This is a genomic window from Streptomyces yokosukanensis, from assembly GCF_001514035.1.
Lineage (GTDB): Bacteria > Actinomycetota > Actinomycetes > Streptomycetales > Streptomycetaceae > Streptomyces > Streptomyces yokosukanensis.
Map to the genome: position 1 here is coordinate 344,632 of NZ_KQ948213.1, position 22,890 is coordinate 367,521.

The window sequence follows — 22,890 nt, forward strand, 5'->3', positions numbered from 1 at the left end:
GATGACCACGCCGCCCCGGCACCCCGGCTCCTACGGCGACCTGCTGCTGTCCAAGGTCCGCGAGGATGTGAACCTCTCGGGCTTCTTCCAGCGCAATCTCGCCCATGACACGGCGTCCTGGGAGCCCTGGCTGGCCGGCACCGCACCGGACTTGCGGGAGCCGGTCGTCATCGCCGCGCAGGCCCTGTCCATCGGCTACCGCGACCGGGACCACGACCTCGGGCAGGCGGCGTTCTGGGCCGAGACCCATCTGCGGCTGACCCGGACGCTGCCCGCGTCCTTCGATCCGCGGCAGAGCCGTCTGGGCTACGGCCGGGACCATCACATCGCCGTCGCCCTCACGGGGCTCGCCCGGGTGGAGGCCATGCGCGGGGCCGTCGAGCACGCGTACAGCCTGCTCCGCGATGCCGAGCGGCACTTCCTGGCCGAGGAGGAGGTCCGCGACCGGCTGGGGATCACCGAACGACCGGCCGCCGAGCGGATCCTGGGGACGGGCGGGGACTTCCGCGACGACCTCTACGCGCAACTGGCCGAGCTGGCCGTGCAGATCGGGGACGAGGAGGGCGCACGGCGCTACCGCGACCTCGCCATCGCGCACCGCAGGGACGACCCGAGCGCCTACGGCGAGATCGAGGAACTGATCCTCCGGGGCAGGTTCCACCTGGACGGCGACCGTCCGGACATCGCGCTGCGCCACTTCCAGCAGGCCGTCGACCTCGCCGAGAGCGCCGAGACCCAGATGCAGGTCGCCGACATCAGGAGCAACGCCTACCGGTACCTGGCCGAGGCGTACGGCAGGCTCGGCACGCCACGCACCGCCCTCGCCACCCTCGACAGGGCGCGGGCCGTGCTCGCGGACGAGACGGCGCCCAAACGGAACCGGCTCGCGTGGGTCGAGGTCTCCGCCGCACGCGTCCTGCGCCGTCACCCCGGTCTCGGCGACCCCATGGCCCACCTGCTGCTGGCCCTGGAGCACTGCTGTCTGCCCGCCGGGCCGGGCGATCCGCACAGCTGGACCACCGCGGACGGCCGCCGGCTGCGGGTCGCGGCGCCGGCCGACGCGTGGCCGATCCTGCTGGAGGCGGCCGAGATCCTTCAGGAGCGCGGGCACCTCACCGACCTGTGCGAGCTGCTCCGGGTGGCGACCGGCATCGCCGAGGAGGTCCGCGCCGGGGCCGTCGACGAGACGTCCCGGCTCGCGGTCCAGGAACAGCGCGGCCAGGCGCTCGTGACGCTGGCCCGCGCGCAGCTGGCCCTGGCCGGGACGACGCACGCGCCGCAGCACGCGGACGCCGCCTGGCAGACGGTCGAGACGCTCCGTGCGCGCACCTTCCTGGACATGGTCGGTGACGCGGCGCTGACCCCGCCGGGCGGCGTCCCCGCAGAGCTGGCCGCGCGCGAGACGGAGCTGCTGGAGCGACGCCGGGCGCTGCGCGCCGCACCGCGCCGCGACAGCGGATTCTGGTCGGCCCACCGGGCCGTCGAACAGGAACTGGCGGACGTCTGGCGGGCCATGGCCGCGCGGTCGCCGGACGCCGCCGAGTACGTGGCGACCCGGCAGGCCCGCCCCACCTCGCACGCCGAGGTCGCCGCGCTGCTGCGCACGGCCCCGCCGGGTCCGGGCGGCCGGGTGGTCGCGGTGAACATGCTCTTCCTCGACGACGCGCGGCTCGCCTTCCTCGCCGTGGCCGGTGACGACCCCCATGTCCGCGTCGCCACGGCACGGGTCGACCGCACGCGGCTGGCCCGGTTCGCCGCGGCCAACTTCGGTTCGGCCGCGCGGGTCCGGGAGCTGGCGACGGACATGGAGGATCTGTTCCAGCACGAGCTGGCGGGCGTCGTGGCCCCCTTCGCCGATCTCTGCGAACCGGGGGACACGGTCGTGCTCTGCCCGGCGGGACCGGTGCACAACGTGCCGCTCGGTGCGGCACGGCTGGGCCAGGACGTACTGCTGGCCCGCAACCCGCTGGTGCTCAGCCCGAGCGCGTCGCTGCTGCGCTCGCGGCGCCTGGTCGAGCGCCGCCGCACCGCACGGTCGTACGCGGTCTTCGGCGACCCCACCGGTGACCTGGCCGGTGCCCGGCGCGAGGCGGCCGAGCTGGCGCAGCGCTGGGGAGTGCTGCCGCGCATCGGGGCGCGGGCCACGGCCGGCGCCCTGCTCGAAGCGCTGGCCACGGACGGGACCGTCCATGTCGCGGCCCATGCGGCCTTCACCGCCGACGACCCGCTGGCCTCGGGCGTACGGATGGCCGACCGGCTGCTGAGCGCCCGGGAGATCCTCGGGGTCCGGGCGTCGGGCCCGGACCTCGTGACCCTCTCGGCCTGTGAGAGCGGTGTCTACACGGCCGACGGCGCCGAGGACCCCATGGGGCTGCTGCGCGCCCTGCTGTTCGCGGGCGCCCACTCGGTCGTGGTCAGTCTGTGGAAGGTCCCGGACAGTGCCGCGTACCGCCTGATGACCGCGTTCTACTCCGCGCTCGACGGCACCGCTTCCAAGGCCCACGCCCTGCGTGCGGCCGCACTCGCGCTCCGCGAGGACAGCGACCGCTTCGACCGCTGGGCCGCCTTCGCACTGGCCGGCTCATGGCTCTGACGGCGAGCGGTGGCGAGTGGTGGCAAGCGGCGGGCATTCGCAAGAAGCGACAAGAACTGACGAGAACTGACGAGAACTGACATGAGCCGACAAGAGGGGAACAACTGCTCGTGCACGACGACGACTTCACCCTGGTCGACGCATTCGCCCTCGAAGTGGACGAGGAGGAAGCCGACCGGTCCGCGTACACCGTCTCCGGTGAACAGGCCCTGAGGCTGTTCGGCCACGAGAACCGGATCGGCATCGCGATCCGGGCTCCCGAGCGTGCCCCCGACGCGGCTGCCGGTCCGGGGCAGGGCGACGCGGTGTACGACATCGGTCTGATGCTCGTCGTCCACGCGCACCCCGAGTGCCGCTTCGTGTGGTCACGTCTGGTGGTCGATCTGACGGCGACGCCGGGAGCGGTCGTCCAGGACATGGTCCCGAGCGAGGTGGAGGAGACCGCCGTCGAGGTGGAGGCGCGGCTCGGTGCGGGGCTGAAGTTCGCCACCGTGCTCTCGGCCGTCGACGTCGAGGCCCGGCCGGAGCTGGTCAGGAGACGGACCGTCCACTTCCCGACCGTGACGGCCTCCGGCACCGGGTTCCGCAAGGCCTACTGGGACTTCATGGCCAAGGACGACAGCTATCTGCACACCAACCGGGAACTGCGGCTGCTGGTGAGCGCGCCCGCCGACGCGCCCGTCGTGGGCTCCTTCTCGGTCCGGGCCAGGCTGCGCATGCCCGGACTGAAGAACCTCGTGCCCGTACGGAAGAAGGGGGGCCTGGAGACGACGGTCCAGCTGGTCCCGGCCCCCGGCGGGGCGGGGTGAAGCGGACCGCACCTGCGCGTTGTGTACGCTCGTACACATGGGATACCTGACACTCGCCGGCGCCATAGCCGCCGAGGTCGCCGCGACGACGGCGATGAAGTACAGCGAGGGCTTCACCCGGCTCTGGCCCTCGCTCGTGACGACCTTGGGCTACCTCGTCTCCTTCGCCCTGCTCGCCCACACGCTGAAGACCGTCCAGATCGGCACGGCGTACGCGATCTGGTCCGGGGTGGGCACCGCGGCCATCGCCGTCCTCGGCCTGCTGCTGTTCGGGGAAGGACTGAGCGCCGCCAAGGTCGGCGGGATCCTGCTGATCGTCGGGGGAGTGGTCGTGCTGAACCTGGGCGGGGCGAGCCACTGATGCCCCGCCGCTACGACCCCGACCGGCGCCGGCGCCTCATCGACGCCGCGATCCGCGTGGTCGGCCGGGACGGCATCGCGGGTCTGACACATCGTTCGGTCGCCGCCGAGGCCGACGTCCCGCTCGGCTCCACCACGTATCACTTCGCCACCCTGGAAGAGCTGATGGTGGCCGCGCTGAGGCAGGCGAACGAGAACTTCGCCGGGGTGCTGGCCGAGCGGCTGCCGGAGCAGGGGCGGGGCCGGGGCGACCTCGCCGCGGATCTGGCCGGTGCGCTGGGGCAGTGGCTGGGCGGCGACCGCACCGGCGTGGAGCTGGAGTACGAGCTGTACCTGGCGGCGCTGCGCCGCCCCGCGCTGCGTCCCGTCGCCGCCGAGTGGACCGAGGACGCGGCGGCGCTGCTGGCCCGTCGCACCGACCCGGTCACCGCCCGCGCGCTGCTCGCGCTGATGGACGGGATCTGCCTGCAGGTGCTGCTGACGGGCGGTTCGTACGACGAGGAGCACGCCCGCGCCGCACTGGCTCGGCTGATCCCCTGAACGTCGCCCGGCACGTGAGACGCGGTTCGCCCTGACCGCCCCGCCCGCGTTAGGTTTGCCCGCATGACCGACTCTGCTTCCCGTACCACCGGCGCCGTCGCCGCCGGCCTCGCCACCCTCGCCTCCGACGGCACCGTTCTCGACACCTGGTTCCCGGCTCCCGAGCTGGTCGAGGAGCCGGGCCCCGCCGGCACCGAGCGGCTGACCGCCGAGCAGGCGGCCGAGCTGCTGGGCGAGGGCGCGGCCAAGGCGGTCGGCCCGGACGCCCGCCGGGGCGTCGAGGTGGTCGCGGTCCGCACGGTCATCGCCTCGCTGGACGAGAAGCCCATCGACGCGCACGACGCCTACCTGCGCCTGCACCTCCTCTCCCACCGCCTGGTCAAGCCGCACGGCCAGAGCCTGGACGGCGTCTTCGGCCTCCTCGCCAACGTCGCCTGGACCTCGCTCGGTCCGGTCGCCGTGGACGACATCGAGAAGGTGCGGCTGAACGCCCGCGCCGAGGGCCTGCATCTGCAGGTCACCTCGATCGACAAGTTCCCGCGGATGACGGACTACGTCGCCCCCAAGGGCGTGCGTATCGCCGACGCCGACCGGGTCCGCCTCGGCGCGCACCTCGCCGAGGGCACCACGGTCATGCACGAGGGCTTCGTCAACTTCAACGCCGGCACGCTCGGCACATCGATGGTCGAGGGCCGCATCTCCGCGGGAGTCGTGGTCGGCAACGGCTCCGACATCGGCGGCGGCGCGTCCACCATGGGCACCCTGTCCGGCGGCGGCAACGTGATCATCTCCATCGGCGAGCGCTGCCTGATCGGCGCCGAGGCGGGCGTCGGCATCGCCCTCGGCGACGAGTGCGTGGTCGAGGCCGGCCTGTACATCACCGCGGGCACCCGGGTCACCATGCCCGACGGCCAGATCGTCAAGGCCCGCGAGCTGAACGGCGCCTCCCACATCCTCTTCCGCCGCAACTCGGTCACCGGAAAGGTCGAGGCCCGCCCGAACAACGCGGTCTGGGGCGGCCTGAACGACATCCTGCACAGCCACAACTGACCACCGGCGGCCGTGACCTGCGGCTGCCTACTCGATCAACGTCCTGACCTGCTGCCGAGTTGTCGGCAGTTGTCGACGTTGGTCATCGTTGAGCGCCCTTCCACGGCCCCGGGACGGCCCGGGAGGGCGCTCGTGCATGAGCACCGCATTAGGAGTCGGGCTGTGAGCAGCGGCCAGCGGTTGATCGGGATCTCGTAGACGATCTCGCAGTGGGCGGCGGGCACCACGATGTCCGCCGTCTCCACGGGCCGCGCCTGGTCGCTGTGGTACGTCTGCCGGATGTGGGTGACGAGCGCGGCCTTCTGAATGCCGAGTATCGACGCCTCCTCGGCGGTCGCCTGCCGCGGCTCGGGCTGCGCCACGGCGTGGCTGACGGTGACGCCGATCGCGGCCGTGCGGTTCACGACGCCCGCCCCGGCGTGCGGCCCTCCCTCGGGGAGGACGACGAGTCTGCCGGCGGTGAGGTCGTACGGCTCCCAGCTCGTGGACAGCTGCACGGGCCTGCCGTCGGCCAGGAACTGGGCTGCTGCAGCTTCACCGCCTCCCAGCCGGTTGGCGGGCTGCGGCCCCTCCGCGGCCCGGACGCCGTCAACCTCGACGATGACGACGACGGCGAGGAGTGAGCCGGCCTGGGACCGGCTAGTCCTGTTTACAGCCGCAGGCCGGCCTGGCAAGGGCTGCTCCTTCGGCGGCTCGGAACCGAGACGCGAGCGACCGGGTATGTCCGGCTTCACCGCGGGGGCCGGGGACACCATCAGCGAGGAAGGGTGACGAGCCCCATCTCATAGGCAGTGATGACGAGCTGGACCCGGTCCCGGGCGCCCAGTTTGGTGAGCAGCCGTGAGACGTGCGACTTGGCGGTGGCCACCGTGATGAAGAGGTCCTCGGCGATCTCGGTGTTGGACCGGCCGCGGCCGACCAGGGTCAGCACTTCGCGTTCCCGCTCGGTGATGCCCTCGACCGGCCGTGGGGAGCTCTCCGGGACAGCCGCGGGCCGCCCGATGAAGTCCGCGATCAGACGGCGCGTCACACCCGGCGCGATCAGTGCGTCGCCGGCGGCGACCACGCGGATCGCCGCGAGGATGTCGTCCAGCGCCATGTCCTTGACCACGAAGCCGCTCGCGCCGGCCCGGAGCGCGCCGTAGACATGGTCGTCCTCGTCGAAGGTGGTCAGGACGAGGACGCGTGTGGTTGACGAACCGGCCGTGATCAGACGGGTGGCCTCGATCCCGTCCATACCGGGCATCCGGATGTCCATGACCACGACGTCGGGGCTGGCCTCCCTGACCAGTTGGACGGCCTCAGCGCCAGTGGCGGCTTCACCGACGACCTCCAGATCGGGGTAATCGGCCAAGATCACACGTAGACCGGACCGAACCAACGGCTGGTCGTCGGCGAGCACCACACGAACGGTCATCGGGCCTCCACCGGAACTCCGACGGGTGCGGGCAGCGGCAGCCGGGCCGCCACCCGGAAGCCGCCCTCAGGGCGCGGCCCGGCGCTGAGCCGGCCGCCCAGCAGACCGACTCGTTCCCGCATCCCGATGAGGCCGAAGCCGTGGTCCGAGTCGTGCTCGGAGGCGCCGCGCCCGTCGTCGACGACCTCCACGGACAGCTCCTCGTCTCCGTACTCGATGGCCACCCGGCAACGCCCGGTGCCCGCGTGCCGGACCACGTTGGTCAGCGCCTCCTGCACGATGCGATAGGCGGAAAGGCCGATGTCGGCCGGCACGGGACGCTGCTCCCCGCTGCGTCGTACGTCGACGCGTACCCCTGCGCCCGCGGTCGCTGCCGCCAGTTGTTCGACGTCCGCCAGCCCTGGCGAGGGTGCGAGCGGTGACTGCTCCGAGGAGGTCGCGCCCCGGTCGGCCTGACGGAGTGACACCAGCGTGCGCCGAAGGCCCGACAGGGTCTCTCTGCTGGTGGTCTCAATGGCGCGCAGAGCCTCGCGTGCCTCCGTCGGCTGGGTCTGGATGACCCGGCTGCCCATACCTGCCTGGATCGCGATGATGCCGATGCTGTGCGCGACCATGTCGTGCAACTCCCGTGCGATCCGCAGCCGTTCGGCGGTCACCGCCTCGGCCACCTCCTGTGCCCGCAGCGCCACCGCGTGCTCTCGACGCTCGCGGCTCAGCAGACCGGCCATGCAGGATGCGGCCAACGCCAGGAGGGCGATCACCCCGTTGACGGCCAGACTGTCCCCGTGCGCAAAGCCGCCGATCACCAGGAGTTGCACCGTGAAAGACACGGCCACAGCAACAGTCGAAGCGCGCCGTGCGCAAGTGGCGACGATGAAACCGAGCACGAGATCCGCCGCCAGATACGACAGGAACTGGCCCTGATATGACGCCGCCCGGCTCTCATGGGCGGAACTCGGAGGGCCCACCACCACGGCAGTGGATCCGAAGAGTGCCATGGCCAGAGCCAGCAGCGGCATCCGTCGCACCACACCGGCGAGCAGGCTCACAGCCAGCAGCGCCCCGACACCGTGGACCGTACCCGACGCCCGCGGTGCGGCCCCCACCAGCAGACCCACGACGAGGAGATAGGAAGCACCCCCCGCCCAAGCCACGGCCTTCGTTCTCGTCATCAGCGGTGCGCCCTCCCAGGAACAAAGTCACGGTGCGCAACGCGCGCAGGCAACGAAATGGTCGTCATGGTTCACGCCGCGAGACTAACCGGGGCACCACCAGCGCGGCATCAGCCCGGGGACGTACGCCCACGGGCCAACTCGGCCGCACGATTGCCGCCCACGGCCGCATGCCCTGACGGGGCTCCTCTCGGCAGTGTGGGGGCCGTGATCGAAGTCAGCGAACTCACCAAGTGCTACGGCAGCAAAAGGGCCGTCGACCATCTGTCCTTCACCGTCCGGCCGGGCCAGGTCACCGGATTCCTCGGCCCCAACGGAGCCGGCAAGTCCACCACCCTGCGGATGATCCTCGGCCTGGACGCGCCCACCACCGGCGCCGCCACCGTCAGCGGCGTCCCCTTCCACCGCCACCCGCGCGGACTGCGTCACGTCGGCGCCCTCCTCGAAGCCGGACAGGTCCACGGCGGCCGCAGCGCCGCGGCCCACCTGTCCGCTCTGGCCCGCAGCAACGGCATCCCGCGGCGCCGGGTGGACGAGGTACTTCAGGAGGTGGGGCTGACCGAGGTGGCGGACCGCCGCATCGGCGGATTCTCCCTCGGTATGAAGCAGCGACTGGGCATCGCCACCGCCTTGCTCGGCGACCCGCCTGTGCTCATGTTCGACGAGCCCATCAACGGCATGGACCCGGAGGGCGTCCGCTGGGTACGCCGGCTCTTCCGGCGCCTGGCCGCCGAGGGACGCACCGTCTTCCTCTCCAGTCACCTGATGTCGGAGATGGAGAACACCGCCGACCAGCTGGTCGTCATCGGCCGGGGCCGCCTCATCGCCGCCGAGTCGGTACGGGACTTCGCGGCCCGCGGTACCCGCAGCAGCGTCATGGTGGGGACACCGCGAGCCGCCGAGCTCGCAGCCGTGCTGACGGCGGCGGGCGCCTCGGTCGAGCCGGAGGGCTCGGCGGGCGCCGAGAAGCTCGCCGTGACCGGGATCCCGGCCGACCGGATCGGAGCGCTCGCCTTCGAGAACGGGATCCGGCTGAACGAGCTGACCACCCGTACCGCCTCGCTGGAGGTGGCCTTCATGGAACTTACCGCCGACAGCACCGAATACCAGGCAGGACAGCCCCGATGACCACGCTCACCTCCGCGCTCCGGACCACTCCCGTCACCGCTCCTCCCGCCCGCTTCCGCGACCTGATCGCCTCCGAGTGGATCAAGATGCGGTCCCTGCGGTCCACACCGTGGACGATCGCACTCACCCTCCTGTTCGTCATCGGGTCCACCGTCGTGGCCACGCAGGCGGACAAGGCCGCGCCCTCCGGCCCCGATGATCTTTTCCGGCCCCATGACGCCTATCCGCCAGCCGGCTACTGGACGCTGATCCTCGTCGCCGGCACCGTGGGCGCCCTCACCGTGGTGAGCGAGTACAACAGCGGGCTGATCCGCACCACCACCGTGGCCGTCCCGGCCCGCGGCTCGGTCGTGCTGGCCAAGGCGGCCGTCATCGCCGCACTGTGGACCGCGGTCGGCACGGCCGCTTCCACCGGTTCCTTCCTGGTCTCCCAGGCCATCCTGGCCGGGCGCCTTGCCGGTGTTCCGATCACCCACCCCGGGGTGTTCCGGGCGCTGGTCGCATCCGCGTTGCTGGCTCCGGTCTGCGCCCTGGTCGGTCTGGGCCTCGGCGTTCTGCTCCGGCATGCCGCCGCGACCATGGTCACCAGCGTCTTCACCCTGGTGATGCTGCCCCCCATGTTCTCGGAGGGCAGCCGCTGGTCGGCGGACATCAAACACGCGCTGGTGTCGGCCGCTTGGAACCGCCTGATCCAGACCTGGGAGCCGGAGCCCGGATCCCTGGGCTACACCGCCACGGTCCCCGGCTCCTGGATCGTGTACACGCTCTGGCCGCTGATCGCGATCGCACTCGCCGTTCTCGTCGTGAGGCGCCGCGACGTGTGAGTGTGCCTCCGGAGGCGAGGTCCTGGTAGCTCGTCGCAGCCCTGGGACGCAATCGACCAGGGTGCGTTGAGCGAGACGATCGGGTGACTCGCCATCATCGGAGTCTTGTCAGGCGGCAGTTGGGTGATGCGAGGCATGCGCCGCCGACGAAGGAACAAGAGAGCGGTGGCCCCCACCGTCTCCATGGCAGGGGGAGCGACTCGAACAGCTGCCGGGCGGCGTCGGCTCAGGGACACCCTTCGAAAGCTGCGTCTATTGGCGGGTTGACCGGTGAGGCGGGCTCGGCTGTCGGCCTGCTCTGAACGGCCGTGAACGGTGCTGAATGAGAAGGGAACTGAGACGGGCTGCGCACTGTGCGGAGCGCTGCCGTCGCCGTCGTCCTACCAGCGACGCCATTCCTCATTGGATGACTGTTTGCACACCTGTCCGGTGAACTGAGACATCCATATGGCTCATTCATTCGAGTCAGACCACTCGAGCGAGGTACTTGCGGTCAACTCTGCTTGACGTGATCAAGAGCTTCAGGCGGGCCGCCGTTGCGGTCGCACTCCTCGTCGTGTCCCTCGTGGCACCCACTCCAGCTCAAGCGCAGGACCGTTCCACCCCGGTGTTCACCGTCCCCTTGGCAGCGGCGGTCCGGGCACTCCCGGTCGCCGCGGAGGTGCGCGACGGCTACAAGCGCACGAGCTTCAAGCACTGGAACGCGGGCCGGAACCCGACCGATGGTTGCAACACCCGAGCCGAGGTACTCCTCTCCGAGGCGGTCGACCCTCCCCAGGTCCTCCCGGGCTGCAAGCTGTCCGGAGGGCGTTGGTGGTCGTACTACGACTCCAAGTGGATCACCCCGGCCGGCGCCTTGGACGTCGACCACATGGTGCCGCTGGCCGAAGCCTGGGACTCCGGGGCGTCGCAGTGGACGGCGGCGCGGCGCGAGGCCTACGCCAATGATCTCGACGTCCCGACCTCCCTCGTCGCCGTATCAGCAGCCGCGAACCGCAGCAAGGCCGACCAGGACCCGGCCGAGTGGCTGCCTCCGGCTGTCGAAGCCACGTGTCGGTACGTCTCGGAATGGACCGGAACCAAACTCCGCTGGGGACTCACCGCAGACGCCGTCGAACTCGAAGCACTCAAACAACTCGCAGAGGCGTGCCCCGGCACGACCGTGACCTATCAGCCCGTTCCATAAAGCTGCAGCCTCGCCTCAGCAACAGGAGGCAACAGGAGGCGCTTCTCAGCACCCCTGAGACGCCAGAGGCCCCGGAACACTCCGAGGCCTCTGGCCGGGCTCACTTGGCAGGATCCGAACTGCAACAACCAGGTCCTGCTCGGCCGGCAGCACTCCGGCGACGAGAACGGCCCGACCCGCTACAGCCACGACTGACGCCTCGCACCCGACGGCAGGCGCCCCGCACCGCACGGTGCCGGGCGCCTGCCGTCATCCGGGTGCGGTGTGCGCGAACTCCCGCAGTGCCGCGAAGTCGCCCGCGCCCAGGCCGAGGCGCGGATCGACGTGGTGGAGCAGGGCGGGGCCGGGATGGCGGGCCCTGACGTAGAGGGTGTCCGCGGGGCTCTGCTCGTCGTCCACCCAGGCGAACGGGCGGCCCTCGGCGTACGCCACGATCGCCTCCGTCTTCCAGTGCACGCCGTCCGGGCGCATCGCGAACAGGCCGTTGCCGAAGTCGACGTACGGCAGGTCCGGGGGCAGGCCGACGACCGGCGCGATCCAGATGTTGGCCTCCTCCATCCAGCTCGTCGCCCAGACCAGCTCGAAGCCGAGCCGGAGCAGCGCCGGGCCGTGCTCCGGGTTCAGCCAGACCCGCAGCGAGCGCCGGGCGTCCAGGGGCACCCGGATCGTCGTATAGCCCTCGGGCCGACGTTCCCGCTGGGCCGCGTACGGATTGAGGGGGCCGTCGACGTCCAGGAACAGCAGGGGACGGGTCACGGGGACACCGTACGGCAGGCATGCGGACCGGCCGGCTGCCGCCGCCCGCCCTCGCCGACCGCCGGCTCAGGCCGCGACCAGTTCCTCGTACGACGCCAGCAGCCCGTCGGCCGGCTCTTGGCCGGCGGGCAGCAGCGGTGCGCGCACCGGGCCCGCGGGCAGACCGAGCCGGGCGAGAAGGGCCTTGGCGGTGACCGTGCCCGGCAGGCCCGCGCCCATCATCGCCTCGATCAACGGCGTGGCCCGCAGCTGGAGTTCGGTCGCCCGGGCGGTGTCGCCGGTGTCGAAGGCGTCGAGGATCGCGGCGATGTGGCCGGGGGCGGCGTTCGCGACCGTGCTCACACAGCCGGCCGCGCCGATCGCGTACAGCGCGAGGACGTGCTCGTCGCAGCCCGCGTAGTACGCCAGGTCCGTGCGCGCCAGCACCTTCTGGGTGCCGAGGAGATCGTAGGAGCAGTCCTTGACGGCCACGATCCGCGGATGCGCGGCGAGCCGGATCATCGTCTCCGGCTCGATCCGGGTGCCGGTGCGGCCGGGGATGTCGTAGAGCATCACGGGCAGGTCGCTCGCGTCGGCGACCTCGCGGAAGTGCGCCTCCACCGCCTCCTGCGGCGGCCTGCTGTAGTAGGGCGTCACCACCAGCACACCGTCGGCGCCCGCCGCTCCGGCCGCGCGGGCCAGCTCGACGGTGTGCCGGGTGTCGGCCGTGCCCACGCCCGCGACCAGGGACGCCCGGTCGCCGACCGCCTCCCGGACAGCCGTGATCAGCTGGGTCTTCTCGGTGTCCGAGGTGGTGGGCGACTCGCCCGTGGTGCCGTTCAGCACCAGGCCGTCGCAGCCCTCGGCGACCAGCCGCTCGGCGAGTTCGCGGGCGCCGTCCGGATCGAGGTCGCCCGCCTCGGTGAACGGCGTGATCATCGCGCAGAGGGTGCGGCCGAAGGGCCGGGCGGCGGTGCGTGTGGTCGTCATGGGAGTAGTCTCGACACCGCCTCCATGAAGCTCTACTTAATTCTCCTAAGAGGTATTGGTAAGTATTGCTGATATGTCTGTGCGGCGGTCGACGGCGCTGTGTCCAACTGGCCCCCTGATGGGTCACTATGGCCGCAGGGTCACCGACGTCCGTCATGGGAGGCACCATGAAGCTCGGCAAGGCACTGGCCACCGGAGTCGCCGAGGAGCGGCCGCTCGTCCGCGAGGAGCAGGCCCCGCTGCCGGAGGAGGCCGCTCGCGTCGAACCGGCCGAGCCGGCCCGCGAAGAGGTCCCGGCCGCCCGATGAGACTGCGGCTCCCCGCGGAACGCCCGACGGAGCCGCCGACCGGATACAAGATCGCCCACCCGGTGCTGTCCCAGGACGGCACCCGGGCCGGGTTCACCGGTGTGTCGCTCGGCGGCGCGCTGCCGTACGGCGTGCTCGACGACGCCTCCTGCGTCTACGGCAGGCGGCACCGCCCGCCCGCGCGCCTGTGCGACTGCGGTTTCCACTGCGTCCATGAGCGCGCCGCCGCCGAGGCCATGCTGTGCACCGCCGAACACCGCACGGCCCTCGTGCTGGAGGTCGCCGTGCTCGGCGCCTACATCCGCTTCGAGCGCGGCTTCCGCTACGCCCGGCAGCGGGTGCGCACGGCCGCCGTCGGCCCGTGCGCCTGCGGCAGCACCGCCGTCGCGCTGGCCGACGCCGGCTGGGGCAGGCCCGGCTGGCGGGCCCTCGCCCCCTCGTGCGCCGGCTGTGCGCACGGCCGTCCGTCCCTCTCGCTCGCCGGCTTCGCCCGGCTGGCCGGAGAAGGGCTGCGAGTGGTGGCGCCGGGCGGCGGTACGGGATCCCCCTCGGCCGAGCCCGGCGAGGCGGCGGCCGCCACCGAGCCCGGCGTGCCCGAACTCGTCGCGGAGGCGGCCCTGTTGCAGGCGCGACTCGACTGGTTCCAGAGCCAACTCGCCCGCCTCGGGGAACGCGGGACCGGGGGAGCGGGGCAGGGCTGACCGCCCGAGCCCGCGCCCCCTTCGGGAAAGGGCGTTTCGATGACGCACAGGATCCCGCACGGCGCGGGCGCCGAGGGCCCCGACGGGCCGCGGTGGCGGAAGGGGCGCGGCGGACGCCGGCTCGGCGGCACCGTCGCCCGGTTGGTCGGCGAGGCCGAGGTGACGGGCCGGGTCCAGGTGCGGGCCGCCGACCTGCTGGACAAGGCCGGTGCCATGACCGTGCAGCTGTGCGAGAGCGCCGGCCGGGCCGGCCGGGCCACGGCGGGTGTGCTGCGCCGCCGGCGTCGTCGCTGACCCTGCCCGGTCGGGGCGTCGCCGCACTCCCCACCGACAACTGACCCCTTCTGGACAAGAAAAGTTTTCGGTGAGAAGGTGGGTGCATGCTGGACGTGACCGTGATCGAGGACCCCGAGGCCGCGGCCGTGTCGCTGGACCCCATTCGGGCCCGGCTGCTCGCCGAGCTGGCCACCGAACCCGCCTCGGCGACGATGCTGGCCGGCAAGGTCGGACTGCCTCGGCAGAAGGTGAACTACCACCTCAAGGCGCTGGAGCGGCACGGCCTGATCGAGCTGGCAGGAGAGCGCCGCAAGGGCAATGTCACCGAGCGGCTGATGCGCGCGACCGCCGCGTCGTACGTCATCTCGCCGGCCGCCCTGCCCGGCGTGCAGCCGGATCCGGACCGGTTCCGCGACCAGCTCTCCGCGCGCTGGCTGCTCGCGCTCGGCGCCCGTCTGGTGCGCGACGTCGGCGAGCTGATCACCGGCGCCGCCAAGGCCCGCAAACGGCTGGCGACCTATGCGCTGGACGGCCAGGTGCGGTTCGCCTCCGCCGCCGACCGCGCGGCCTTCGTGCAGGAGCTGACGGCGGGCGTGAGCGCGCTGATCCGCAAGTACGACGCCCCCGACGCCGAGGCCGGCCGCGACCACCGGATCGTCGTCGCCCTGCACCCGACGGTCAAGGAGCCCGTGGCCCAAGACGCCGTGGCCCAAGACCCCGTGGCCGAGGACCGGCCCACCCCGACACTGGACCAGTGAGCAGGAGCCCCGCCATGTCCAAGGAATTCGAGATCGTCCGCGAGTTCGAGGTCGACGTACCGCCCGAGCAGGTGTGGGACGCGGTCGTCCACGCGTCCGGCGCCTACCTCTGGCCGATGGACCCGCCGGAACCCCGGGTGGGCGGCTCCGGCCCCTTCGGCTCCACCGTCACCGCCTGGGACCCGCCGCACCGCTACACCAACCGCAGCGAGAACGTGGGCATGCCCGTCCAGTCGGTCAACCAGCTCGACTACACCATCGAGCCCCGCGACGAGGGCCGCCGCGCCTGGGTGCGCTATGTCCACAGCGGCATCTTCACCGATGACTGGAACAACCAGTACGACGGCGCGAGCAAGCACACCAACTTCTATCTGCACACCCTGTGCGAGTACCTCACGCACTTCGCGCCCCGCCCGGTCGCCTTCGCCCAGCTGAACGGGCCCGCGGCCTCGGCGACCCGGCAGGCGCTCGCCGCCGCCGGTCACGCCCTCGGCCTGGCGGACGACGCCGCCGCCGGTACGAAGGTCGCCCTGCGGGGCCCCGGCGGGCGGACCCTGGCGGCCGTACTCGACTACCGGACCCCGTACTTCATCGGCTTGCGCACCGACCGCGCCCTCATCCGCTTCTTCGGGCGCGGCCACTGGGGCGCCCCGCTCGGCATCAGCATCCACGACTTCGCGCCGGACGCCGATGCCGAGGCGAACGAGAGCGCCTGGCAGGACTGGCTGAACGGGGTTTTCAACCAGTCCTGACACCGGTGCCGCTCAGGGGCGGAAGCGCAGCACCTGCGGGTCGTGGTCGCTGATCTGGTCGTTGAACTCCGAGTTGATGTGCACGCTGTCGTACTCGAAGTCGCAGCCGCGCCGGATCGCCGGGCTGATCAGGATCTGGTCCAGGACCTGCTCGTTGCCCTGGTAGTCGTAGGTGTAACGCTCGCTCCTGGGCAGCGACTTGATCGCCGACCACAGCTCGCCGTCACCTTCCAGGATCTTCGCGGTGCCGGAGAACTCGAAGTCGTTCATGTCGCCGAGCGCGATGACGTCCGCGTTCTTCTGGACCTTCAGGATGTCCTTGACGAACGCGTTCACCTCGGTCGCCTGGGCGTGGCGCTGGATCTCCGAGCTGCGCGTCGGCGGCTGGTACTGCGAGGGCAGGCCCTGGTCGCCGCCCTTGGAGATCAGGTGGTTGGCGATCACGAAGACGGTCCTGCCGCGGAAGACGAACTCGCCGGCGAGCGGCTTGCGGCTGTTCTTCCAGGCCGCGTTCGTCGGGTCGATCCGGCCCGGGGACGCCGTCAGCTCGGCCTTGCCGTGCACCTGCGTGACGCCGACCGCCGTGGTGGAGTCGCCGCCCGGGCGGTCCACGAAGGACACCCGCTCGGGGTTGAACAGGAACACCTGGCGGATGTTGCCGCCCGGCTCGCCGCCGTCCTGGTCGTTGACCGGGCTGATGGAGCGCCAGTCGTACTTCGGGCCGCCTGCCGCGACGATCGCGTCGATCAGCTTGTTCACGGTCGCGCTCGCGTCGACCGTGCCGTCGTCCGTGGCGCCGTTGTTGTCCTGGATCTCCTCCAGGGACACGATGTCCGGCGACTGCAGGTTGTTCACGATCGCGGCGGCGTGCTTGTCGAACGTGCTGTCCGACGGGTCGAGGTTCTCGACGTTGTAGGTCGCCACCGCCAGCTCGCGGTTCGACTGCTTGCGCGTGGTCTCCCGCTGCAGCCCGCCGCTCTTCAGCGTGCCCAGCTCGCCGGCGACGAGGGTGTAGCCGCCGAACTGGTTGAAGTCCAGCGGGCCGGTGGTGGTGCCTTCCAGGGTGTCGCCGACGTTCGCCTTCGGGAAGTCGGCGGTGGAGCCCAGCGACTGTATCTGCAGTCGGCCGGTGTTCTGGGAGTCGTAGGAGCCGTAGACCGTGCCGCCGCGGTGGCTCCGGTGCTCACTCGGCTTCACCGTGACCCACAGCTCGCTGTAGGGGTCGGTGCCGGTGACCACACGGGCGTTCGCGACCTGGACGTTCATGCCCTCCAAGGACTCGTAGCGGTCCAGGGCGTACGTCGACGGGTCCAGGGTCAGGGCGTTGATCGAGCCGCTCGCGGCCGTGTCGCCGGCCGGGGCGTACTCGTCCGGGACCGACTTCGCGTCGATCACGACCGGCGCCGGGACCGCGTTGCCGGTGGAGACGGTGGTGATGGTCGGCTTGGTGATCTCCGTCAGCGACTGGTTGCCGGAGGAGGCGCCGCCCGGGACGTACTCGGAGACCGTGCCGGTCACCGTCACCGAGTCGCCGACCGCGACCTTCGGCGTGGAGCCGGTGAAGACGAACACGCCCTCACTGGTGCGCGGGTCGCCGTCCGGGTTCGGGTCCTGGATCCAGAAGCCCTTGGAGGAGCCGTACGTACGCGTGGCCGTGACGATGCCGGGCACGTCCGTCACCTTCTGCCCGGCGAACGGCGAGATCCGGGTCGTGCCCTGGATGTCGTGGATGCGCACCGCGTCGGCGTGTGCGGGCGAGGTGAGGACGACGGCCGACGCGGCGGAGCAGACGGCGGCGACGGTGAGCGCGGCAAGACGCGCGGAAGACCTGCTCGGCAAGGGATCCCTCCAGGGACATGACAAAGTGCCGGGACGAGGTGGAACGGGAGTGTGGCGGGCTCGTAGCCCTCCGTGACACGCGTAGAGCCGAGTGAACAGTTGTCCCCCCAACTTCTACGCGCGTCAATCTCCAGCTTGTGTACGGGAGTTGTCAAGGTTTCGGCCATGTACGGCGGCCGACAGCGAGATGAACCGGGCGGCATGGGTGGAAATCCGTCTAGGCTGAGCGGCTGAGCCCGTTCACGGTCCGAGGAGAACCAGCCGATGCCAGACAGCTCCCCCCTGCCGCCCGTACGGCTGCACCCCGAAGCGGAGCTGGCACGCGCCGCGCTGTCCACGCCGTTGCTCTCCCGCGCCGCCCGCCTCGCCCGCTGGGCCGGACCCGACACCCGTGTGGACGCCGGCGGCGAGCTGATCGAGGAGCAGCTTCCGGCCGCCGCCGAACTGCTCGGACTGAGTGGGGACGACGCGGCGGCGTACGCCGGCGAGGCCTGGCGGGTCGCCGTGGACGCCGGCCTGGTCGAGATCGTGGACGAGGAGGCCGGGACCGTCCGGCCGGGCGAGGAGCTGAAACTGCTGACCGGGGGCTCCCCGGCCGATGTGCTCGCCGTGTGGCTCGCCGCGCTGGAGACCGTCGTCGCCGACGCGGGCGTCCCCGATCTGGATGACCTGGTCGACGCCCTGGACGACGGCGGCGAGATCGATTTCTCGTCACTCGACTGGGACCCGGAGGCCGAGGCCGACTTCCTCGACGGAGTCCTCGGCAACCTCTATCTGCTGACCGTGAGTGAGGACGGGCCCGGCGAGAGCCCGGTCCCGCTGCCGGCCCTCGCCGCCTCCATGATCGTCCCCGATGACATGGGCGAGCCCACCGACGACGTCCTGGAGCAGGTCTCCGACGCGATGATGCGGCTCGACGACCAGTTCAGGATGCTCGAGCCGGTCGGGCTCGTGGTGTACCAGCCGGTGGACGAGGCCCTCATGGCCGACGCCGACGACGAGCCCGCCGTGCCGGTGGACGACACCGACGTATCCCGGTACGGCATGGTCCGGCTCACCCCGCTCGGTGCCTACGGACTGCGCGCCCGACTGCTGGAGGCCGGGTTCGAGGCACCCGCCGTCGGTGAACTCGCCGACAAGGGAGCGGACGCGCTGCTCGACGGTACGGCGCGGTTCGGGCGGGCGGCGGCGCAGGCCGAGACCGAGCAGTGGCTCGCCCGGCGCGAACCGTCGCCCGCGGCCGGGGAGTTGCTGGCCGCGGCGCGCGGCACCGACGCCGGAGCGCCGCTGCGCAGGCTGCGCTGCCAGCAGGCCCTCTCCCTGATCGGCGCGGAGGCCGAACCGGCGCTGCGGGAGGTGCTGGACGATCCCGAACTGGGCGGCCTGGCCCGCGTGTGGCTGAGCGAGCGGGGCGCGGCCGGGGTGCCGGCGCCGTCCGAGGAGCTGGTGTTCTGGCTGACCATCGACACGGTGGCCGCGCAACTGGCCGCCGAGGGCAACTCCGAGGAGCTCCAGGCGCTGGTGGAGGGGCTGGCGGCGCAGCACGGCGGGTTCTTCTCGACGGCCTGGCGGGTGGAGCATCCGGCCACCGCCGACGTGCTGGAGGCGATGGGGAGGCTGCACCCGGACAAGAAGGTGGCGAAGGAGGCACGGAAGGCCGCCTTCAAGGCCCGGTCCCAGCAGGGCGGTTGACGATCTCTTGAGTCGGCCATGGGTCGGTGCATACGGATTCTTGAACAAGGGCCTCTGAAGTCGGCCTTTGTTCAACTCCCGTTCAAGGTGTGGCGAGAGCGTGTGCGCCGAACCGAGGTCCGCCACCCTCCACGGCACTCCCACCGTCTCAGGAGACACACCATGTCGCTCACCCGCAGGGACTTCGCCAGAACGTCCGCGATCACCGGTGCCGGGGTCGCCCTGGCGGGCAGTGTCGGCGCGCTCGCCACCGCGCCGAACGCCCTCGCCGCGGCGGAGATCGAAGGCACCGGGACGGAGACCGAGGGCGCCGGGGCGGAGTCGGCGCACGGAGGCCACCACCACGGTGTCGGCTACGGCCCGCTGGTCCCCGACCCGAACGGCATCCTCGCCCTGCCCGCGGGCTTCACGTACAAGATCATCACCTACAGCGGCAGGACCAAGCTGGAGTCCGGCGAGTTCACGCCGTCCAACCACGACGGCACCGCCACCTTCGACGGCCCCCGCGGCACCGTCCTCCTCGTCAACAACCACGAACTGGCCGGCGCCCGCGCCCAGTGGCCGCACCCGGTGCCGCTCACCGAGGGCCTCGTCTACGACCCGGCGGCGGCCGGCGGCTGCACCGTCGTCGAGGTCCGCCGCGGCGGCGAGGTCGCCGAGTGGGTGGGCATCGCCGGCACCGCCACCAACTGCGCGGGCGGCAGCACCCCGTGGGGCACCTGGCTGACCTGCGAGGAGACCGAGGACAAGGCCGGGAAGAACGGCTTCACCAAGGACCACGGCTACGTCTTCGAGGTCGACCCGGAGGACCGCCGGGCCAACCGCGGCCCGAAGCCCGTCAAGGCCCTCGGCCGCTACGCCCACGAGGCCGTCGTCCTCGACCCCAAGCGCGGCCACCTCTACCTCACCGAGGACGCCGCAGGCCCCAACGGCCTGCTCTACCGCTGGACCCCGCCGGAGGGCTTCCGGCACGGCCGCGGCAAGCTGCGCACCCTCGCCGACGACGCGGGCGTCCTCCAGGCCTTCAAGTGCTTCGACTCCGGCGGCAAGTTCGTCGACGACCTCTCCCGCGCCACGAAGATCGGCACGGTCTACGGCGTCGACTGGGTGGACGTCCCCGACCGCGACGCCGAGCAGGTCTCCACCCGCAAGCAGTTCAGCGACGGCCAGATCACCCGCGCCCGCAAGCTGGAGGGCATGTGGTGGGGCGACGGCGGCGCCTACATCGTCTCCTCCTTCGCCCGTGAGGAGAGCCCGGTCCAGCACGACGGCCAGGTCTGGTTCTACGACCCGAGGCGCCGCACCCTCACCCTGAAGGTGCTGCTCGGTGTGAACCCCGACCCGACCGAGGACGGCGCGTTCGACGGCCCGGACAACATCACCGTCTCCCCGTACGGCGGACTCGTCATCGCCGAGGACGGCGAGGGCGTCCAGCATCTGTTCGGCGCCACCGAGAGCGGCCGGACGTACCCCATCGCCCGCAACGAGCTGAACATCGGTACCGAGGACGACCCCGAGTACAGCGAGTTCACCGGGGTCACCTTCTCGCCCGACGGCCGGACCCTGTTCGCCAACATCCAGACGCCCGGAATCATGCTGGCCGTCACGGGGCCGTGGAAGCGGCACAAGCGGTAACGGCAGAAGCGGCAACGGCAGAAGCGGCCACTAATTCGCTCGCACGGCCGACGCTGCGCCTCCTACAGTGAGATCACAACGTCACGCACCTCCCGGTGCGATGGCAGCGGCTACTTCCCTTTCCTGGAATGAAATACAGCCGCGGCCGACTTGATCTCGGGAGGAGCAGCTCATGGTGGGTGTCCGGTGCGCAGGCAGCGGCTACTTCAATGGGATCAGAAGGCTGCGGGTTCGACTCCCGTCATCGACTTCGGGTCGGTGTAGCTCAATGGGCAGAGCATCTGACTAAAGTCCGCCGCCGATCCCTGATCTCGGACTCCCTCCTTTTGTTGCGCCTCCCGCCGAAACGGAAACGAATTCGGGGGAATTCATCATGGCGCGATTCAACACGCGTACCGCGCAGGCCCGGGCGGTCTCGCCCGTCACCACGACCGGCCGCACCCTGCGGACGTACCAGGGCGGCCGGGGCCACGAGCGCGACGCACGCTCGCAGCTCTTTCTGCTCGCGGTCTCCCACTTCGTCACGCAGAACACCTTCTACGAGTCCGGCACCGACCGGGACGACCGGTTCGACCGGCTCGTGCGCGACCTCGCCGTGAGCGACCCGGAGTGGACGGCCGGCCTGCTCGGCTGGCTTCGCGGTGAGGGGCAGCTGCGGACGGCGTCGATCGTGGGCGCCGCCGAGTACGTGCACGCCCGGCTGGTGGCGGGTGCCACCGACGGCCCGTCGAACCGGCAGGTCGTCGACTCCGTTCTCCAGCGCCCTGACGAGCCCGGCGAGTTGCTCGCGTACTGGACGTCGGCCCACGGCCGCGCCGTTCCGAAGCCCGTCAAGCGCGGGGTCGCCGACGCCGTACGACGGCTCTACCACGGCAGGTCGCTGCTGAAGTACGACACCGCGTCCAAGGGCTACCGCTTCGGCGACATCCTCAACCTGGTGCACGCGGCGCCGGACCCGGACAGGCCGTGGCAGGGCGAGCTGTTCCGGTACGCGCTCGACCGTCGGCACAACCCGGACACCGCCGTGCCGCCCGCATCGCTGCCCGTGCTCACCGCGCACCGCGAGCTGATGGCGCTGCCGGTCGCACAGCGGCGGGCGGTCGTCACCTCGCCCGGCGGCGCCGAGCGGCTCGCGGCGGCCGGTCTCACCTGGGAGGCGCTGGCCGGCTGGCTCCAGGGCCCGATGGACAAGGCGGCCTGGGAGGCCGTGATCCCGTCCATGGGCGCGATGGCACTGGTCCGCAATCTGCGGAACTTCGACGAGGCGGGCGTCTCGGACGAGGTCGCCGCCGAGGTCGCGGCGAAGATCAGCGACCCGGAGCAGGTGGCACGCTCGCGGCAGTTCCCGTTCCGCTACCTGGCCGCGTACCGGCACGCGCCCTCGCTGCGCTGGTCGTATCCGCTGGAGCAGGCGCTCGGCCACTCGCTGGCCAATGTGCCCGCGCTGCCCGGCCGGACGCTGGTGCTGGTCGACCGGTCGGGCTCGATGTTCTGGTCGCAGGTCGCGGAGCGCTCGCAGCTCAACCGGGCCGACGCGGCGGCCGTCTTCGGCACCGCGCTCGCGCTGCGGGCGGCCGACGCCGACCTGGTCGAGTTCGGCACGCACAGCAACGAGGTGCGGTTCCGCAAGGGCGAGTCGGTGCTGAAGATCCTGGAGCGCTTCGGCGATCTGGGCGGCACCGACACCACCGACGCGGTGCGCCGGCACTACAAGAAGCACGACCGGGTGCTGATCGTCACCGACGAGCAGTACGCGCCGAACCGGCACGGCGACCCGACCGCCCAGATCCCGGCCCATGTGCCCGTCTACACCTGGAACCTGGAGGGCTACCGGGCGGGCCAGGGCCCGTCGGGCACGGGCAACCGGCACACCTTCGGCGGCCTCTCCGACGCCGCGTTCCGGATGGTGCCGCTGCTCGAAGCGGCCCGTGACACACGGTGGCCGTGGCAGGCCTGAGCGCCCGCGAAGTCGCAGAGCGGGAGCGGGAGTCGGGCATCTTCTCCGACGCGTGATCGTGTGCTCGGCGAGCGGGTCCACCCCGGTGGGCCCGGTCGCCGGGTTCCACGCGTCGCAGCCGACACGGCGCGCGCCCGGACGTAGATCGCAAATTCCTACGATCCGTGC

At 71.5% G+C, this 22,890-nt stretch carries 21 protein-coding genes and 1 pseudogene; 16 read left to right on the forward strand and 6 right to left on the reverse strand.

What is annotated here, in order from left to right; translation table 11 throughout:
* Position 1 precedes the first annotated feature (1 nt).
* The 5 genes from AQI95_RS21535 to dapD all read left to right on the forward strand — a co-directional run bounded on the left by AQI95_RS21535 (position 2) and on the right by dapD (position 5,352).
* Positions 2 to 2,593 (forward strand): CHAT domain-containing protein, encoded by a 2,592-nt coding sequence (locus tag AQI95_RS21535; RefSeq protein ID WP_067125902.1) that lies wholly within the window; start codon positions 2 to 4, stop codon positions 2,591 to 2,593.
* Positions 2,594 to 2,703: 110 nt separating this feature from the next.
* A complete protein-coding gene (locus tag AQI95_RS21540; protein ID WP_067125905.1) occupies positions 2,704 to 3,402 on the forward strand; it encodes a hypothetical protein in 699 nt (232 codons plus the stop codon).
* 37 nt (positions 3,403 to 3,439) lie between these two features.
* A complete protein-coding gene (locus AQI95_RS21545; protein WP_067125908.1) occupies positions 3,440 to 3,763 on the forward strand; it encodes a DMT family transporter in 324 nt (107 codons plus the stop codon).
* Entirely contained in the window at positions 3,763 to 4,302 is a 540-nt protein-coding gene (locus tag AQI95_RS21550; protein WP_067125911.1) for a TetR/AcrR family transcriptional regulator, read from the forward strand. The genes AQI95_RS21545 and AQI95_RS21550 overlap by 1 nt, the downstream gene beginning before the upstream one ends.
* A gap of 63 nt (positions 4,303 to 4,365) precedes the next feature.
* Positions 4,366 to 5,352: a 2,3,4,5-tetrahydropyridine-2,6-dicarboxylate N-succinyltransferase gene (gene dapD, locus AQI95_RS21555; protein WP_067125914.1), complete on the forward strand. Its 987-nt coding sequence runs from the start codon at positions 4,366 to 4,368 to the stop codon at positions 5,350 to 5,352.
* Between the two features lie 176 nt (positions 5,353 to 5,528).
* Here the strand turns inward: dapD and AQI95_RS46555 are convergent.
* The 3 genes and pseudogenes from AQI95_RS46555 to AQI95_RS21570 form a co-directional block, all read right to left on the reverse strand.
* Positions 5,529 to 5,927, reverse strand: a pseudogene (locus AQI95_RS46555) (UTRA domain-containing protein); the annotation flags it as partial.
* A 179-nt stretch (positions 5,928 to 6,106) separates the two neighbouring features.
* The gene (locus AQI95_RS21565) at positions 6,107 to 6,769 is read right to left on the reverse strand and encodes a response regulator (RefSeq protein ID WP_067125917.1); all 663 of its coding nucleotides are present in this window, start codon (positions 6,767 to 6,769) and stop codon (positions 6,107 to 6,109) included.
* Positions 6,766 to 7,941 (reverse strand): sensor histidine kinase, encoded by a 1,176-nt coding sequence (locus tag AQI95_RS21570; protein WP_067125920.1) that lies wholly within the window; start codon positions 7,939 to 7,941, stop codon positions 6,766 to 6,768. Before AQI95_RS21570 ends, AQI95_RS21565 begins: the two co-directional genes overlap by 4 nt.
* A 207-nt stretch (positions 7,942 to 8,148) precedes the next feature.
* On the opposite strand from AQI95_RS21570, the gene AQI95_RS21575 reads away from it, so the two are divergent.
* From AQI95_RS21575 to AQI95_RS21585, 3 genes are all read left to right on the forward strand, one after another.
* Positions 8,149 to 9,069, forward strand: a complete 921-nt coding sequence (locus AQI95_RS21575; RefSeq protein ID WP_208614231.1) for an ATP-binding cassette domain-containing protein — start codon at positions 8,149 to 8,151, stop codon at positions 9,067 to 9,069.
* A complete protein-coding gene (locus tag AQI95_RS21580) occupies positions 9,066 to 9,893 on the forward strand; it encodes an ABC transporter permease (protein WP_067125926.1) in 828 nt (275 codons plus the stop codon). Before AQI95_RS21575 ends, AQI95_RS21580 begins: the two co-directional genes overlap by 4 nt.
* A gap of 508 nt (positions 9,894 to 10,401) precedes the next feature.
* Positions 10,402 to 11,079, forward strand: a complete 678-nt coding sequence (locus AQI95_RS21585; protein WP_067125929.1) for an HNH endonuclease family protein — start codon at positions 10,402 to 10,404, stop codon at positions 11,077 to 11,079.
* 249 nt (positions 11,080 to 11,328) lie between these two features.
* On the opposite strand, the gene AQI95_RS21590 is transcribed toward AQI95_RS21585, so the two are convergent.
* Together AQI95_RS21590 and dapA are read right to left on the reverse strand one after the other, a co-directional pair.
* The gene (locus AQI95_RS21590) at positions 11,329 to 11,835 is read right to left on the reverse strand and encodes an HAD domain-containing protein (RefSeq protein ID WP_208614232.1); all 507 of its coding nucleotides are present in this window, start codon (positions 11,833 to 11,835) and stop codon (positions 11,329 to 11,331) included.
* Positions 11,836 to 11,901: 66 nt separating this feature from the next.
* On the reverse strand, positions 11,902 to 12,804 hold the full coding sequence (gene dapA / locus AQI95_RS21595; RefSeq protein ID WP_067125935.1) for a 4-hydroxy-tetrahydrodipicolinate synthase: 903 nt from the start codon (positions 12,802 to 12,804) through the stop codon (positions 11,902 to 11,904).
* Between the two features lie 167 nt (positions 12,805 to 12,971).
* Here dapA and AQI95_RS48025 point away from each other — a divergent pair, with 167 nt between their 5' ends.
* The 5 genes from AQI95_RS48025 (at position 12,972) to AQI95_RS21615 (ending at position 15,599) form a co-directional block, all read left to right on the forward strand.
* Complete coding sequence (locus AQI95_RS48025; RefSeq protein WP_167361955.1) at positions 12,972 to 13,112, forward strand: hypothetical protein; 141 nt, start codon at positions 12,972 to 12,974, stop codon at positions 13,110 to 13,112.
* Complete coding sequence (locus AQI95_RS21600; RefSeq protein WP_067125938.1) at positions 13,109 to 13,813, forward strand: hypothetical protein; 705 nt, start codon at positions 13,109 to 13,111, stop codon at positions 13,811 to 13,813. The genes AQI95_RS48025 and AQI95_RS21600 overlap by 4 nt, the downstream gene beginning before the upstream one ends.
* Before the next feature lie 39 nt (positions 13,814 to 13,852).
* The gene (locus tag AQI95_RS21605; RefSeq protein WP_067125941.1) at positions 13,853 to 14,107 is read left to right on the forward strand and encodes a hypothetical protein; all 255 of its coding nucleotides are present in this window, start codon (positions 13,853 to 13,855) and stop codon (positions 14,105 to 14,107) included.
* Positions 14,108 to 14,193: 86 nt separating this feature from the next.
* A complete protein-coding gene (locus tag AQI95_RS21610; protein WP_067125944.1) occupies positions 14,194 to 14,847 on the forward strand; it encodes an ArsR/SmtB family transcription factor in 654 nt (217 codons plus the stop codon).
* Positions 14,848 to 14,861: 14 nt separating this feature from the next.
* Positions 14,862 to 15,599 (forward strand): SRPBCC family protein, encoded by a 738-nt coding sequence (locus tag AQI95_RS21615; RefSeq protein ID WP_067125949.1) that lies wholly within the window; start codon positions 14,862 to 14,864, stop codon positions 15,597 to 15,599.
* A gap of 12 nt (positions 15,600 to 15,611) precedes the next feature.
* Here the strand turns inward: AQI95_RS21615 and AQI95_RS21620 are convergent, their stop codons facing one another.
* On the reverse strand, positions 15,612 to 17,438 hold the full coding sequence (locus AQI95_RS21620) for an endonuclease/exonuclease/phosphatase family protein (protein WP_067125951.1): 1,827 nt from the start codon (positions 17,436 to 17,438) through the stop codon (positions 15,612 to 15,614).
* Positions 17,439 to 17,702: 264 nt separating this feature from the next.
* Here AQI95_RS21620 and AQI95_RS21625 point away from each other — a divergent pair, with 264 nt between their 5' ends.
* From AQI95_RS21625 to AQI95_RS21635, 3 genes are all read left to right on the forward strand, one after another.
* Complete coding sequence (locus AQI95_RS21625) at positions 17,703 to 19,130, forward strand: hypothetical protein (RefSeq protein WP_067125954.1); 1,428 nt, start codon at positions 17,703 to 17,705, stop codon at positions 19,128 to 19,130.
* Positions 19,131 to 19,292: 162 nt separating this feature from the next.
* Positions 19,293 to 20,765, forward strand: a complete 1,473-nt coding sequence (locus AQI95_RS21630; RefSeq protein ID WP_067125956.1) for an alkaline phosphatase PhoX — start codon at positions 19,293 to 19,295, stop codon at positions 20,763 to 20,765.
* A gap of 373 nt (positions 20,766 to 21,138) precedes the next feature.
* Positions 21,139 to 22,722 carry a TROVE domain-containing protein gene (locus AQI95_RS21635; protein WP_067125958.1) on the forward strand — a complete coding sequence of 528 codons (1,584 nt, stop codon included), beginning with the start codon at positions 21,139 to 21,141 and terminating at the stop codon, positions 22,720 to 22,722.
* Positions 22,723 to 22,890 lie beyond the last annotated feature (168 nt).